The organism is Kribbella sp. NPDC003505 (assembly GCF_040610875.1).
GTDB lineage: Bacteria > Actinomycetota > Actinomycetes > Propionibacteriales > Kribbellaceae > Kribbella.
The window spans coordinates 42048-56144 of sequence record NZ_JBEXNA010000015.1 but is presented as its reverse complement, the minus strand read 5'-3'; the positions used below and the strand labels follow the sequence as shown (position 1 = coordinate 56144).

Below are 14097 nucleotides of genomic sequence, written 5' to 3'. Positions count from 1 at the left end.
GTTCTGCGTGCCGCTGTGCTCTCGGACGCCACCTTGGAGTTCGAGAGGAGGTTGCAGTGGGTGTCTACTGGGCGATCGCCGTCCGGTCCTTCCGGCGGTTCTCGACGTACCGGATCGCCAGCGTGTCCGGCATCTTCACCAACACGATCTTCGGGTTCATCCTGTGCGGCGTCTATCTGACCCTGTGGCGCGAACGACCCGGGCTCGGCGGGTACGACGTATCCGACGCGCTGACGTTCGTGTGGTTGCAGCAGGGGTTGCTGATGCCGGTCGGGATCTTCGGCGCGACCACGACGAACGAGCTGGGGGAGCGGGTCCGCAGCGGCGAGATCGCGGTCGACCTGTATCGGCCGACGCAGCTGTTGCTGTGGTGGATGTCCGTCGATCTCGGGCGCGCGATGTTCCAGCTGCTGGTCCGCGGCGGTGCCCCGTTGCTGGTCGGGGCGGTGGTGTTCGACCTCGAGTTCCCGTCCAGTGCGAGCCTGTGGCCGGTGATCGCGCTCGGCCTGGTGCTCGGGATCCTGGTCAGCTTCTCGATCCGGTACCTGGTCGCGTTGTCCGGGTTCTGGATCACCGATTCGCGCGGGATGGAGCACCTCGCGCTGGTGCTCTCACTGTTCTTCGCCGGGACGATCCTGCCGCTGGTCGCGTTCCCCGGCTGGATCGGGACGGTCGCCCGTGCGACGCCGTGGGCCGCGACCATGCAGGTGCCGATCGACATCTGGCTCGGCCGGAACCCGGGAGGCACCGGTGCGGCGTTGATGTTCCAGGTGGGCTGGCTCCTGGTGCTGCTGCTGATCGGGCAGTTCGCCACCACGCTGGCGACCCGGAAGGTGGTGATCCAGGGTGGTTGAGCGTGTCCTCCGGGCGCCCGCGCAGTACTGGATGCTGATCGTGTTGTGGATCCGGTCCGCGCTGGCGTACCCGGCGTCGTTCGTGCTGATGCTGGTGAGCTCGATGCTGGTCACGGTGACGGACTTCATCGCGGTGCTGTTCATGTTCAGTCACATCACGTCGTTCGGCGGGTTCTCGCTGCCGGAGATGGCGTTGCTCTACGCAACGGCCTCGATGGCGCTCGGGGTGGCCGATCTGGTCACCGGATCAATCGAGCGGGTCGGCGAACGGATCCGGACCGGCTCGTTCGACGCGTACCTGATCCGGCCGGTGCCCGCGTTCCTGCAGACCGCGGCGGATGGGTTCGCGCTGCGCCGGCTCGGCCGCCCGCTGCAGGCCGCGACCGTGCTGGTGCTCGCGCTGATCCACCTCGAGGTCGACTGGACCGTTGCCCGCGGCCTCATGCTGGGCGTCTCGCTGGTCGCCGGGTCGGTGATCTTCGGGGCCCTGTTCGTGCTCGGCGGCGCGTTCCAGTTCGTCTCGGTCGACTCCGCCGAGTTGGCCAACTCGGTCACGTACGGCGGGCAGGCGCTGACGCAGTTCCCGTTGACGATCTTCGGCAAGGAGATCGTGCGGGCCGTGACCTTCGTCGTACCGCTTGCCTTCGTCAACTACTACCCGGCGCTGTTCGTGCTGGGTAAGCCGGCCCCGCTGGGCCTGCCGTCCTGGATCGGGATGCTGTCGCCGCTGGTCGCCGTCGTGATGGTCGCGCTGGCGTCGCTGGCGTGGCGCGCCGGTCTTCGCCGTTACCGCAGTACAGGGAGCTGAGGTCATGCCAGTCATCGAGTTGTCGGATGTGTCCCGTGCGTTCACGGTGACGTCGCGGAGCGGATTACGCCGTACCCGGCGGGAGGTGCGGGCGGTCGACGGGCTGTCGTTCACCGTCGAACCCGGGGAGGTGGTGGGCTACATCGGGCCGAACGGGGCGGGGAAGTCCACCACGATCAAGATGCTGACCGGGATCCTGGTGCCGTCCGGCGGGTCGATCCGGGTGGCCGGCGTCGACCCGTCGCGGCACCGGCTGAAACTCGCCCGGCGCATCGGCGTCGTGTTCGGCCAGCGCACCACCTTGTGGTGGGACCTGCCGTTGAAGGACTCGTTCGCCGTCCTGCAGAAGATGTACGACGTCCCGCTCGCCCGGCACCGGGAGAACCTGGCGACGTTCGTCGAACTGCTCGACCTCGGCGACCTGCTGGACGTCCCCGTCCGCCAGCTGTCGCTCGGGCAGCGGATGCGCGGCGACATCGCGGCGGCCCTGCTGCACGACCCCGAGATCGTCTACCTGGACGAGCCGACGATCGGGCTGGACGTGATCAGCAAGGCGCGGCTGCGCGAGTTCCTGGCCCAGGTCAGCGCGAAGCGCCGGACCACGATCATCCTCACCACCCACGACCTCGACGACATCGAGGCGCTGTGCACCCGGGTGATGGTCATCGACCACGGGCGCCAGATCTTCGACGGCACCCTCGACCGCCTCAAGTCCAGCCAGTCCGCGCCCCGCACCCTGGTCGTCGACCTCGCCACCTCCCTGCCACCCATCGAGGTCACCGGAGCCACGGTCGTCAAGGTCGACGGCCCCCGCCAGCACCTCACCTTCCCGACCACCACCAGCGCGGCCCCGCTCCTGGCCGAGATCGCCGCCAACTACCCCCTGATGGACCTCTCGGTCTCCGAACCCACCATCGAATCCGTCATCACCCAGCTCTACACCCCCGCAACCAGGACCTAGCGGATGAGACCGTTCGACCTGTGGGTGGTCCTGGGCTGGGGTACCCGCTGAACGTCTTGTGTTGCTTGGGATCGCGCGGACCCGCCGTACCCGTGGCCCGGGCTTCCTCCAGCTCGGCCAGCGCGTCGAGCGACGCCGCCGCAGAACCTCGCAGTCCGCCCGGTCCGCGGCCTCCGTGACCACCTGGTCCGGGTACCAAGAGTAAGGACCGCTGGTCGCCGGGAGCCCCAGGGCCAACCAACCGCTCAGGCGAGGTCCGCCACCATCGAGGCAAACACCACCTCAGGATCCATTCCTTCGGTGTCCTCACGCCAGCGACGAGCCGAGTCCGGCAACTCCTGCTCGTCGACAAGGCCGACCCCGGCCTGAATCAGACGCTTGGCCTCGGCGATTCCGATGTCGACGTACTGCATCCCGTTGAGGAGGTAGTAGTCATGCCGCGCACCCTCATTGCGATGAAACTTCCCGGTGTTCCCGATGTACGTCCAGACATCTTCATCCACCAGCGCCGCGACCCAGAGCCGCCGCTCACCCTGGCTGACCAGGAACAGACGTGTCACCTCGACCGCCTACTCGTTGGAGCCGGCGGCCACGGCCAGCACATCGGCCGGTGACAGGGGATTCGGGTCGGAACGCCACTTGGCGAGTGCGGTCAGGTCCTCGTCGTCGTCGAGGGTGCCGACGCCCTGCGCGATCAACCGCCTGGCTGCGGCGGGCCCGATCTGTTCGTATGTGAAGTTAAGAACCATGTAGAAGTCGTTGCGTAGGGCATTGTTGTTGTGAAACGTGCCGGTGTTCGCCACGTATGCGTACATCACCTCGTGTGCCGGCCCTGCGACCCACACCAGACGATCGCCTTCTTCGACCAGGTAGAGCCTCATCACTGCGTCGCCGAGCTACGCGAGGTCCGCGGCCATCGACGCAAACACGACCTCGGGCTCCATCGCGTCGCCGTCGTGCTGCCAGTCTCGCACCGGATCCGGGTTCTTCTCCGCGTCGACTTGCCCCACGCCGGCAGCGATCAGCCGCTTCGCCTCCGCGATCCCGATGTCGGCGTACTGCGCTTCGTTGTTCATGAAGTAGTCGTCCCGGACACCTTCGTTGCGATGGAACTTCCCGGTGTTCCCGACGTATGTCCAGACATCCTCGTCCACCAATGCCGCCACCCAGATCTGCCGCTCACCCTGGCTGACCAGAAACAGACGCGTCATCTCGCCCTTCCGTTCTTTCGGCTGTATTCGATCGACTGCTTCGTACCTGAACGTTCGACCCTCGAGGACCCGTTGCCCCGGCCTCGTCCCTCGGTCGGGCGGCCTCTCCTACCGTAGACTCTGACCTCGACCGGCACCCCGCCCAGGGAGGTCAGGTCGTCGATTCCGGCGGGCTGCCGCATCGCGGCGGACAAGGCGATGGCTTCGTTTCGCGCCTTGACACGTTCGGCTCGCGGCTGGTCCGGGTCCCGCTCCACGACGTAGAGCGGCGTGGTTCGAGTCTTCACCGTGATCGACTCGTTCGAGTGGACCTGCAGTTCGACTCGCTGGTCGAACTTCTGCAGGAACATGTGTAAGCCCTTGTACCTACTCCCGTCCGCGTAGGACTGCACCGCGCCGTTGATCTTCCAGCCGCGCCCGTTCAGTGCGCCGTGGGCATCGACGGAGGCTGCCACCAGATCGTCCGGGTCCGCTACGACGATCGTGTAGCGCACAACGTCCTCGATCGGCTGCTTGCCGAATTCGGTCCCAGCCTGCTTGCGGATCTTTCGGGCGAGCGACTGCGGAGACTTCAAGCGGCTCTCGAGTTGATGCGCGGTGGCGCCTTCGCCGAGGGAGGCCACCAGTTCATCGGTCAGCCGAGGCTCGACCTCGGCGGCCCGAGCCAGCAGGATGATGCTTTGCGCGGTCGCACTGTCTCCGTACGCGGCTGCGATCTCTGACTTCCTAGGGACGGGCTGCCCCCAGTCCAGCCGACGGGTCTTGGTCAGCCGTGCATGGAGATCTGCCGGTTCTGGAAGGTTGTCGAGACCGGGTTGCATCTGTCCCCCAGGCTTGGTTTGGCTTTCGATCGACCGTACGGACTCCGGAAGGGGCTGTGGGGTGGGTTTCGGGGATCTGTGGATAACTCGGGTGGGTTACGGAATGGGGTGGGGTGGTGACGTTGGGGTGGTGGGGTCGTTGAAATGCGGGTAGGAGCCAACCGGGTGGGCTGATCGGGGGTAGAGAAGGTATGCCGACGATGACGGGTGAGCCGGTGGCGGGCGTGCAAGAGCCGCCGGGGGACGGGCCTGGGTTTGTGGCGTGGGTTCGGCCCCATCTGGTGGCGATGGCTCGGTTGGCGGGGCGGCTGGCGGTGGGGGCTGATCGGGACGACATCGTGCAGGAGGCGCTGGCGCGGGCCTGGGTGAAGCGGGGGCAGTACGACGCTTCGCGCGGTACGCCGTCGGCCTGGCTGCTCGCGATCACGGCGGATCAGGCCCGGAAAGCGGTACGCCGGATGCGCACCGGAGCCTCGCTGACCGTGATCGAGGACGCGGGGCCGGCGGCTTCCCGCCCGGATCTCGATGCGCGGATGGACGTCGACCACGCGATCATGTCGCTGTCGGACCGGCAACGGCTCGCGGTCGACTGCTATTACTTCGCCGACCTGTCCGTCGCCGAGACCGCGGCCGTCATGGGCTGCTCCGAAGGCACCGTGAAGTCCACGCTGTCCGACGCGCGCCACCGGCTCCGCACCCTACTGGAGGTGACCGAATGAACCAGACCGATGAAGTCGACGACCTGCTGACCCGGGCCGGCGCTCGCTGGCGGGCTGACCAGGAGGCGCCGCCGGAGCCCGATCTCGAGTACATGCTGAGCGGCGGCCGCAAGAACCGTCGCTGGGTGCCCGCGCTCGCGGCGGCCAGTGTCGCGGTCGTGGCGGCCGGTGTCCTCTCCGTACTGCCGGACCCGAAGACGCCGGCACCTCCCGCCACGACGGCAACCAGCGCCCCGCAAGCGTTTGCTCAGGGCAACGACAAGTGGCTGGTGAAGCCGGGTGACAAGGTGCAGGTGAGCGGCGAGATCATCGCCGTACCGGGCAAGGCCCCGGTCTTCTGTGCGCCGCTGCCGAAGACCGCGATCGGCTACCTGCCGGGGAAGGAGCCGGCGCCGAGCTGCCCGGCCGACTTCGCGGTCGAGCTCAACGGACTGGAGGTCGACCGGATCCCGGGCGTGACCACGATCAAGGGCGTCCGGACCGGCCAGGCGTCCGTCACCGGTATCTGGCGTGACGGCACGATCGACGTCCAGCAGCAGGCCGAGCCGATCCGCTCAGCCGACGCCGGTCTGCCGAAGCTGCCGTGCGCGGCCCCGGCCGGCGGCTGGCCGTCGAAGCCGAGCAACATCTGGTCGACCGCGGTCAAGACGTTCCTCGCCGCGCATGCCGCCCAGGCCTACGGCCCGGTCACCTACTACCCGAACGGCACGTCCCGCAACGCGCCCGTGGTGATGATGGTCGGTGTCGCGCACGGTGATCTCGCGGCGTTCCGTACGGCGTTCGAGAAGGTGTACAGCGGCAACCTGTGCGTGGCCCCGGTCCTGATGAGCAACGCTGACAGCGACCGGGTCCGAGAGACGCTGAACGGCATCCTCAGCGAGCAGAACCTCGGCGTGTACCTGAGCGGAGGCGCCGACGGGATGACCGGCGGAGCCGCGCCGGTTCACCTGCTCGTCTACACCGAGCAGGTGAAAGCCGCTCTGACCCCAGTCGGCCTCGACCTGCTCGACTTCCAGCCGGCGGTCCGGCCGGTCAGGTAGTGGTAGCGGTCAGGTCCGGGTAGTCGTGGAAGAAGTCCACCAGGAGGCGGGCGGTCGCGGCCGGCTGGTCGATGGCCGGTGAGTGGCCGGCGCCGGGGATGACCTCAGCCTGCACACCGAGGCGCTCGGCCATCGCCTCCTGGACCGGGATCGGCCAGCCGTCGTCGGTCTCGCCGTGCAGCACCTGCGTGCGGACGCCGGACTTGGCGAGCTGATCGGTCTTGTCCTCGGCGTCCGTCAGCCGGCGGGTGATCTCGGCCAGGCTGGTCGGTACGTTTCCGGTGAACCGCTTCCGCAGGAACGCGACGATGTCGTCGGCCGGTACGACGTACCCAGGCGCCTTGCGGTCATGCTCGAGCTTGAAGTCGTACACCTGCTCGATCGGCAGGTTCGCGAGCCCGAACGCGAGCATCTGCAGGCTCTGCAGCGTCGCCTCGTCGGTGAACGCGGCCGGTCCCGAGCAGAGCAGGCTGAGCGTCGAGAACACCGACGGGTCGGTCAGCACGGCCTCACGCGCGACCAGCCCGCCGAACGAGTGCCCGACCAGCTGGCTGTACCCGCCGAGCGCCTTGCTCATCGCCACCACGTCCGCGCCCAGCTCGGCCAGCGAGTACGCCGACGCGTCGGCCGGACCCGGGGTCTCGTACTGACCACGCTGGTCGACGGCCACCGCCCGCCACCCGTACCGGCACAGGTGGTCGACGAGCGGTGTGAAGTCCTCTTTGCTGCCGGTCCAGCCCGGCACCAGCAGGACCGTTCCGAGCGGCGTACCGATGTCGGGTACGGCGGTCAGCGTGGCGAACGAGCCACGGTCGGTCTCGAGTGTCTCGGGGCGCACCCCGTCGGGCAGCGTCAGCGTACGCGGCGTACTCACAAGTAAAGAGACTAACCGCTCACCTGGTCCGAACCAGCTTGGCCGTGGTCGCGGCAAGGATCAGAACCATCACGACACTCATCACAGCCGCCAGCTGTACGCCGTTGGTGTACGCGTCCCGCGCCGTCGTGAGTAGCTGCTGGGCGAGCGGTGCGGGCAGCTGCTCAGCCTCGATCACCGCACTGCCCAGAGTGTCGCGTACGGAGTCCGGTGCACCGGCCGGCACCGACACCCCGGCGCGATAGACCGCTGTGACGATGCTGCCGGCGATGGCGATGCCTAGCGCGATCCCGAGCTCAGTGCCGGTCTCGCCCATCCCGGACGCCACACCGGCTCGCTCCGGCGGCGCGCTGCTGATCACGACGTCGTACGTGAGTGCCAGCACCAGCTGGATGCCCAGACCGGCGAGACTCAGCCCGATGACGACCGGCCAGCGCCCGGTCGCGGCAGCCATCAGTGCGAGCCCGGGCGCCGCGACGAGGAAGCCGACGGTCATGGCGGTGCCTGGCCGGAATAGACGGATCACATACGGACCTGCGAGCGTGCCTGCGATGCCCGCGACCGTCGTGGGCAGCATCCACAGACCGGCCTCGAAAGGGCTCATCCCGAGCACGAGCTGGAAGTACTGCACGGCGAGGAACTGCATCGCGGCCAGCACGTACAGCCCGAAGGTCTGCGCACCGAGCGAAGCGCTGAACGCGGACCGGCGGAACAAGTGCAGATCGAGGAGCGGCTCGGACAGTCCCAGCTGGCGGCGGACGAACCACCAGCCGAGTCCCACACCAACCACCGCGACGGCCACTGTGCCCGGGTGCAGGCCGCCCTTCGCGGTCTCCTTGACGGCGTAGACCACCGAGATGATCGCCGCGACCGACAGAACGACGCTGAGCAGGTCGATCCGGCCGGCGCGCTCGTTGCGGTACTCGGGGAGCAGCAGCGGCCCGACGACGAGCAGCAGCACCAGCGGCGGGATGCCGATCAAGAACACCGAACCCCACCAGAAACGGTCGAGGAGCACGCCGCCGATCAGCGGACCGGCCATGCCGCCGACCATGAAGTTCGTCATCCAGATCGCGATCGCCAGCCGGCGCTGGCCGGGATCGCGGAACATGTTGCTGAGCAGCGACAACGTCGACGGCATCAGGGTCGCCCCGGCCAGGCCGAGCAGGGCCCGCGCGGTGATCAGTAGCTCCGCGCTGGTCGCGAACGCCGCGAGCAGCGAGGCGACCAGGAAGCCCGCCGCACCGATCATCAGCAGCCGGCGGCGCCCGATCCGGTCGCCGACCGTCCCCATGGTCACGAGCAGCCCGGCCACCACGAATCCGTACACGTCGACGATCCACAGCAGCTGCGACGAGCTGGGTGCGAGGTCGGCGCTGAGCGCCGGAGCCGCGAGGTGCAGCGCGGTCCCGTCGAGGCCGATCAGGACGGTGGGCAGCGCCAGGACGGCCAGTCCCAGCCACTCCCGCCGCCCGGCCCGGGCCGGTACCTCCGGCCGGTCGTCGCAGTCGGGGGTCGGGGGATCGGGGCAGATGCTCGTTCCGGTCATGTCCAGCATGCTCGGAGTTAAAGTGTCCTTGAAGTCAACAGCTCGGTCGGTGTGGGCGGGCGGTCCGCCGTACGGCACAATGGCCGGGTGCCTCGCACTCTCGCGGTCGCCAATCAGAAGGGCGGCGTGGCCAAGACGACCACGGTCGCCACCCTCGGCGCAGCCCTGGCCGAGCTCGGCCAACGGGTGCTGCTGGTCGATCTCGACCCCCAGGCCTGCCTGACGTTCTCGGTCGGTATCGATCCCGAGGACCTGGACCAGTCGATCCACCACGTGCTCCTCGGCGGCGTGCGCGCACGCGACGTACTGATCGAGTCCGACGACGCCCCGGACCTGCTGCCCGCCACGATCGCGCTCGCCACCGCGGACGTCCAGCTGGCCCGGGAGAGCGGTCCGGAGCAGGTCCTGCGGACCGCGCTGCGCCCGCTGCGGACGTCGTACGACTGGATCATCGTCGACTGCCCGCCGACCCTGGGGCTGCTCACCGTGAACGGCCTGTCCGCCGCGTCCGACGTGCTGATCCCCTTGCAGTGCGAGACGTTGGCACATCGTGGCGTAGGGCAACTACTCGACACCGTGCACGACGTCCAGCGGCTGACGAACCCGGGCCTGCGGGTGCTCGGTGTGCTCCCGACGCTGTACGACGGCCGTACGACGCACGCCCGGACCGTCCTCGAGACGATCGCGGACACGTACTCGCTGGACGTGCTGCAGCCGGCGATCCCGAAGTCGATCCGGTTCGCGGAAGCGCCGGCGATCGGCGACACAGTGCTCAGCACGGCGCCGGCCTCGCCCGGCGCGAAGGCCTACCGGGCGTTGGCCGGCGCACTGCTTCACTGACCGCTGTTCGGCGCCGACGGGGGGAGCGGGGCCGGCTGGCGGCGCAGCTTGTTCCGGAAGAGCCAAAGCGGTACGAGGACGATCGCGAGCAGCACCAGGAACGGCAGCAGCGCGCCGACGGCGGTCGCGATCGCGGAAAAGACCGCGGTGAACGCGTGCCAGCCGCCCTTCAGGCCCGCCACGAAGCCCTTGTCCGGCTCCTTGACGGTCTGCACCGGCGGCTTGCCCTGCTCGGTCAGCGTCAGCGTGAGCGTCGCGAGATCGGTCTGCAGGGCCAGGTTCTTCTGCTTGGCCAGCAGCGACTCCAGGTCCGACTCACGGCGGGTCAGCTCACTCTCGACCGAGACGATCTCGCCGATCGTGTTCGCCTTCGTCATCAGCGCGCGGGTCCGGTCCAGGCTGGCGCGCTGCGACTCGATCCGGCTGGCGACGTCGACGACCTGCTCGGTGACGTCGGTCGACTCCTGGTGGATCTGCAGCCGCTTCCCGAGGTCGGACAGCCGCTGGATCGCGGTCTCGAAGGACTTGGTCGGCACCTTGAGGACCAGGTTCGACCGGTTGATGCGGCCGTCGGGGTCGCTCATGGTGTCCTCGGCGGCCACCTGACCACCGAGGCCGGTGATCGCGGCGACCGCCTTCTGCCGCAGGGCGGAGACGTCCTCACCCTCGACGGCCAGCGAGCCGCTCTTGATGATCGCCCGCGTGATCGTCGGTTCGTCCTTGCCGCCGCCTCCGGACGAGTCCGACTTGCCGGCGGCCGGCGCCTGCGGTTTCGCGTTGCCCGCCGCCTCGCCGGAGCTCTGCCTCGGCGCGGCCGCGGAGTCGCCGGCCGACTTGCTGTCGTTGCCACTGGCGCTACAACCGGCCAGCACCACGACCCCCACGACAGCCATCACGGCCGTCACCGCCCTGATCCGCCTCATCACCCAGCCCCTCTCTCGTGATTACCGTCCTAGGACGGCCCACGCGGGGCTGGGTGTTGCAGCGTCAGATCACCATTCGGAAACGGTCACTCCGGCGCGCTGAAGATCGGCGTCGTCGCCGCCTTCCGCGCCCGCTTCACCGGCTTGTCGTCCGCAGCCGGCTCCTCCGCCGCGCTCGCAGCCGCCTTCCGGGTCCGCGTGCGCTTGACCGGCTTCTCGCCCGCGGCCGCGGGCTGCTCGGCCTTCGAACCCGCGTCGGCCTGCTCGGCCTTCGCCTCGGCCGCCGGCGCGGTCTTGCGGGTGCGAGTGCGCTTGACCGGCTTGTCCTCCGCAGCCGCAGCCACCTCGGCAGCGGCTTCCGGCGCCTCGGCCGTCTTACGCGTCCGCGCTCGCTTCACCGGCTTCTCGTCCGCCGCCGCTTCCGCAGCAGCCGGCTCAGCCGCAGCCGCCTTCCGGGTTCGCGTGCGCTTGGTGGGCTTCTCGTCGGCGACCACTTCGGCCTGCGCCTCGGGAGCTGCCTCCGGCGCCTGCGCCGCCTTCCTGGTCCGCGTGCGCTTGGCCGGCTTCTCGTCCGCGACCACTTCGGCCTGCGCCTCGGCAGCCGCCTCCGGCGCCTGCGCCGTCTTGCGGGCGCGTGCTCGCTTGGCGGGCTTCTCGTCGACTGCCGGCTCGTCCGCCTTCGCCTCGGCGACCTCGACCTCGGCTACAACCGCCTCGGCCGTGGCGGCTTCTGCGGTCTTCCGGGTGCGGGTGCGCTTGCGCGGCTTCCGGGCGGGCGCCTCTTCGGCGACCGTCTCGGTCGACACCGGTACGTCGGTCTTCGTGGTGACGTCGGCGCGCTCCTCGAGCGGCTGGCCGGCCCTGGTGCGCTTCCGGGTCCGGTTCCGCTTGCGGCCCGGCCGCTCGCCGTCGGAACGGCCCTCGTTGCGACGACCGCGCGGCCTGTCCTCTCGTGTCTCGCGGACCTCCTGCGGCGCGCGCACCGGACGGATCCGGCCCTTCGCCTCCGACGGAATCCCGAGGTCGTGGTACAGCTCCGGCGACGTGGAGTAGATCTCCTGCGGCTCGTCGTACGGCAGGTCGAGCGCCTTGTTGATCACCTTCCACCGGGTCACGTCCGGCCAGTCCACGAAGGTGACGGCGATGCCGCTGGCCCCCGCGCGCCCGGTCCGCCCGATCCGGTGGATGTAGGTCTTCTCGTCCTCCGGGCAGGTGTTGTTGATCACGTGCGTGACGCCCTCGACGTCGATACCGCGCGCGGCGACATCGGTGCAGACCAGGACGTCGATCTTGTCGCCGCGGAACCGGGTCAGCGCCCGCTCGCGGGCCTGCTGGTTCAGGTCGCCGTGGATCGCGGCCGCCTTGAAACCGCGGTCCTGCAGGTCGTCGGTCAGCCGGGACGCCTCGCGCTTGGTCCGGCAGAAGATCATCACCCGGCCGCGGTCCTCGGCCTGCAGGATCCGGGCCACCACCTCGGGCTTGTCCAGATCGTGCGCCCGGTAGACGAACTGTGCCGTGGTCGGCACCATCTGGGTGTCCTCGTGCGACTCGGCCCGGATGTTCAGCGGGTGCCGCATATGGGTGCGGGCGAGGCCGATCACGGCCGACGGCATGGTTGCCGAGAACAACATGGTCTGGCGCAGCTCGGGCGTCTTGCGCAGGATCCGCTCGACGTCGGGCAGGAAGCCGAGGTCGAGCATCTCGTCGGCCTCGTCCAGGACCAGGACCTTGATGTGGCTGAGGTCGAGAACCCCGCGGTTGGCCAGGTCCAGCAGGCGTCCCGGCGTACCGACGACCACGTCGACGCCGCTCTTCAGGGCGTCCAGTTGCGGCTCGTACGCGACGCCGCCGTAGATGGTCAGGATCCGCACGGTGCGCACGGTGGAGGCAGTCACCAGGTCCTTGGCGACCTGGATGGTCAGTTCCCGGGTCGGGGTGACGACCAGCGCCTGCGGTTTGCCCGGGGCGGCGAGTTCCTCGTAGTCGGCCTCGCCGGGGGAGATGGTGCGCTGCAGCAACGGGATGCCGAAGCCGAGCGTCTTGCCGGTGCCGGTACGGGCCTGCCCGATCAGATCGGTGCCCATCAGCGCGACGGGGAGCGTCATTTCCTGGATCGGGAACGGCTCTTTGATGTTGACACGGTCGAGCGCGTCACAGATCTCGGGCAGCACCCCGAGCTCTCGGAAGGTGGTCAGGCTGATCGCCTCTCACATGCTTGGTGCGGACAGATGCTCAGTGGCCGGGCGCCTGGGGCTGTCTAGCCCCGATCGTGAGGCGCGGGGACACTGTGCAAGCACCTCGCACCAGCTTGCCCATCTGGGCGCGTCACCGGCGAATCGCCCACCAGTGTAACCGCAGCGGCTGTCAACGCCGCTTCGTGTGGCATGCGCCACTCCCGTGCGCGGCCCGATAGGGTGCCGGGCATGGAGCAGACGGCCTTTGACGACCCCGCCTACCGGGCCGCGGCGGTGGACCTGCTGGGAGTGCTCGCGTACGGCGAGCTGACCGCGTTCGAGCGGATGGCCGAGGACGCCAAACTGGCCCCGACCCTGGACGACAAGGCGGAGCTGGCGGCGCTGGCGACCACCGAGTTCGGGCATTTCCAGCGGCTCCGGGACCGGCTCGTGCAGCTCGGCGTGGACCCGATGGACGCGATGCGGCCGTTCGTCACGCCGCTGGACGCGTTCCACGACCACACCGCGCCGTCCGACTGGCTCGAGGGCTTGGTCAAGGCGTACGTCGGGGACGGGCTGGCCAACGACTTCTACCGGGAGATCGCGTCGTTCGTGGACGCGGAGACGCGGGCGCTGGTGCTGGAGGTGTTCGCCGACTCCGGTCAGGCCGAGTTCGTGGTGGATCGGGTGCGGGCCGCGATCGACGAGGACCCGAAGCTCGGCGGCCGGCTGGCGCTGTGGGGCCGCCGCTTGGTGGGCGAGGCGCTCAGTCAGGCGCAGCGGATCGCCGCCGACCGTGACTCGCTGGCCTCCCTGCTGGCCGGCAGTGTGGACCGTCCGGGCCTCGACCTGGCCGCGATCGGCCGGATGTTCACCCGGCTCACCGAGGCGCACACCGCCCGGATGACCGCTCTGGGCCTGCAGGCCTGACCGGATCGGCGTCAGCGACTGGAAACAGCTACGGCCGTCACCCCGAAGGGCGACGGCCGTAAGCAGCCGAACATTCAGCCGATGTCTCAGGTCTTGACCTTGCCCCGCCCGGTCACCATCGCTGCGATGACGACGAGGACCGCGGCGACGACGATGCTGACGATCCAGCGGATCCAGTCGATGCCGTTGGTGGCTTCGACACCCAGTGCCGCGGCGACGTAGTAGCCGATGAGCACACCGCCGATCCCGCACAGAACGGTGAGCCACAGCGGAATGTTGTCCCGGTCGCCAGGGGCGACCCACTTACCCAGCAGGCCGATGATGATGCCGGCCACGATCACACCGATGATTTCCATGACGCTGGTTCCTCCTTGTGACGACCGCGTCCACGCG

16 protein-coding genes are annotated in these 14097 nt (G+C 69.0%); 7 read left to right on the top strand and 9 right to left on the bottom strand.

Features of this window, described 5'->3' with window-relative positions:
• Positions 1 to 56 precede the first annotated feature (56 nt).
• Genes ABZX12_RS37660 through ABZX12_RS37650 form a run of 3 tightly spaced genes read left to right on the top strand, consistent with a single transcriptional unit; the run spans position 57 to position 2623 of the window.
• The gene (locus tag ABZX12_RS37660; protein WP_355700244.1) at positions 57 to 854 is read left to right on the top strand and encodes an ABC-2 family transporter protein; all 798 of its coding nucleotides are present in this window, start codon (positions 57 to 59) and stop codon (positions 852 to 854) included.
• Positions 847 to 1662 (top strand): ABC transporter permease, encoded by an 816-nt coding sequence (locus tag ABZX12_RS37655; RefSeq protein ID WP_355700243.1) that lies wholly within the window; start codon positions 847 to 849, stop codon positions 1660 to 1662. Before ABZX12_RS37660 ends, ABZX12_RS37655 begins: the two co-directional genes overlap by 8 nt.
• Positions 1663 to 1666: 4 nt before the next feature.
• Positions 1667 to 2623, top strand: a complete 957-nt coding sequence (locus ABZX12_RS37650; RefSeq protein WP_355700242.1) for an ATP-binding cassette domain-containing protein — start codon at positions 1667 to 1669, stop codon at positions 2621 to 2623.
• 245 nt (positions 2624 to 2868) lie between these two features.
• Here the strand turns inward: ABZX12_RS37650 and ABZX12_RS37645 are convergent, their stop codons facing one another.
• The 4 genes from ABZX12_RS37645 to ABZX12_RS37630 are packed head-to-tail and all read right to left on the bottom strand — an operon-like array spanning position 2869 to position 4655.
• The gene (locus tag ABZX12_RS37645; RefSeq protein ID WP_355700241.1) at positions 2869 to 3183 is read right to left on the bottom strand and encodes a hypothetical protein; all 315 of its coding nucleotides are present in this window, start codon (positions 3181 to 3183) and stop codon (positions 2869 to 2871) included.
• A gap of 9 nt (positions 3184 to 3192) precedes the next feature.
• Positions 3193 to 3504: a hypothetical protein gene (locus ABZX12_RS37640; RefSeq protein WP_355700240.1), complete on the bottom strand. Its 312-nt coding sequence runs from the start codon at positions 3502 to 3504 to the stop codon at positions 3193 to 3195.
• 15 nt (positions 3505 to 3519) lie between these two features.
• Positions 3520 to 3834: a hypothetical protein gene (locus ABZX12_RS37635; protein ID WP_355700239.1), complete on the bottom strand. Its 315-nt coding sequence runs from the start codon at positions 3832 to 3834 to the stop codon at positions 3520 to 3522.
• A complete protein-coding gene (locus ABZX12_RS37630; protein WP_355700238.1) occupies positions 3831 to 4655 on the bottom strand; it encodes a hypothetical protein in 825 nt (274 codons plus the stop codon). The genes ABZX12_RS37635 and ABZX12_RS37630 overlap by 4 nt, the downstream gene beginning before the upstream one ends.
• Before the next feature lie 191 nt (positions 4656 to 4846).
• Here ABZX12_RS37630 and ABZX12_RS37625 point away from each other — a divergent pair, with 191 nt between their 5' ends.
• A complete protein-coding gene (locus tag ABZX12_RS37625) occupies positions 4847 to 5374 on the top strand; it encodes an RNA polymerase sigma factor (RefSeq protein ID WP_355700237.1) in 528 nt (175 codons plus the stop codon).
• A complete protein-coding gene (locus tag ABZX12_RS37620) occupies positions 5371 to 6414 on the top strand; it encodes a hypothetical protein (RefSeq protein WP_355700236.1) in 1044 nt (347 codons plus the stop codon). Before ABZX12_RS37625 ends, ABZX12_RS37620 begins: the two co-directional genes overlap by 4 nt.
• Here the strand turns inward: ABZX12_RS37620 and ABZX12_RS37615 are convergent.
• Positions 6407 to 7288 carry an alpha/beta hydrolase gene (locus ABZX12_RS37615; protein WP_355700235.1) on the bottom strand — a complete coding sequence of 294 codons (882 nt, stop codon included), beginning with the start codon at positions 7286 to 7288 and terminating at the stop codon, positions 6407 to 6409. The genes ABZX12_RS37620 and ABZX12_RS37615 overlap by 8 nt on opposite strands.
• 19 nt (positions 7289 to 7307) lie before the next feature.
• The gene (locus ABZX12_RS37610) at positions 7308 to 8837 is read right to left on the bottom strand and encodes an MFS transporter (protein ID WP_355700234.1); all 1530 of its coding nucleotides are present in this window, start codon (positions 8835 to 8837) and stop codon (positions 7308 to 7310) included.
• 87 nt (positions 8838 to 8924) lie between these two features.
• On the opposite strand from ABZX12_RS37610, the gene ABZX12_RS37605 reads away from it, so the two are divergent.
• On the top strand, positions 8925 to 9677 hold the full coding sequence (locus tag ABZX12_RS37605) for an AAA family ATPase (RefSeq protein ID WP_355700233.1): 753 nt from the start codon (positions 8925 to 8927) through the stop codon (positions 9675 to 9677).
• On the opposite strand, the gene ABZX12_RS37600 is transcribed toward ABZX12_RS37605, so the two are convergent.
• A complete protein-coding gene (locus tag ABZX12_RS37600; protein ID WP_355700232.1) occupies positions 9671 to 10600 on the bottom strand; it encodes a DUF4349 domain-containing protein in 930 nt (309 codons plus the stop codon). The genes ABZX12_RS37605 and ABZX12_RS37600 overlap by 7 nt on opposite strands.
• Positions 10601 to 10686: 86 nt before the next feature.
• On the bottom strand, positions 10687 to 12771 hold the full coding sequence (locus ABZX12_RS37595) for a DEAD/DEAH box helicase (protein WP_355700231.1): 2085 nt from the start codon (positions 12769 to 12771) through the stop codon (positions 10687 to 10689).
• Between the two features lie 252 nt (positions 12772 to 13023).
• Between ABZX12_RS37595 and ABZX12_RS37590 the strand changes: the two genes are divergently transcribed.
• The gene (locus ABZX12_RS37590; RefSeq protein ID WP_355700230.1) at positions 13024 to 13704 is read left to right on the top strand and encodes a ferritin-like fold-containing protein; all 681 of its coding nucleotides are present in this window, start codon (positions 13024 to 13026) and stop codon (positions 13702 to 13704) included.
• Between the two features lie 86 nt (positions 13705 to 13790).
• Here ABZX12_RS37590 and ABZX12_RS37585 read toward each other — a convergent pair whose 3' ends face one another.
• On the bottom strand, positions 13791 to 14060 hold the full coding sequence (locus ABZX12_RS37585; RefSeq protein WP_355700229.1) for a GlsB/YeaQ/YmgE family stress response membrane protein: 270 nt from the start codon (positions 14058 to 14060) through the stop codon (positions 13791 to 13793).
• Between the last annotated feature and the right edge of the window lie 37 nt (positions 14061 to 14097).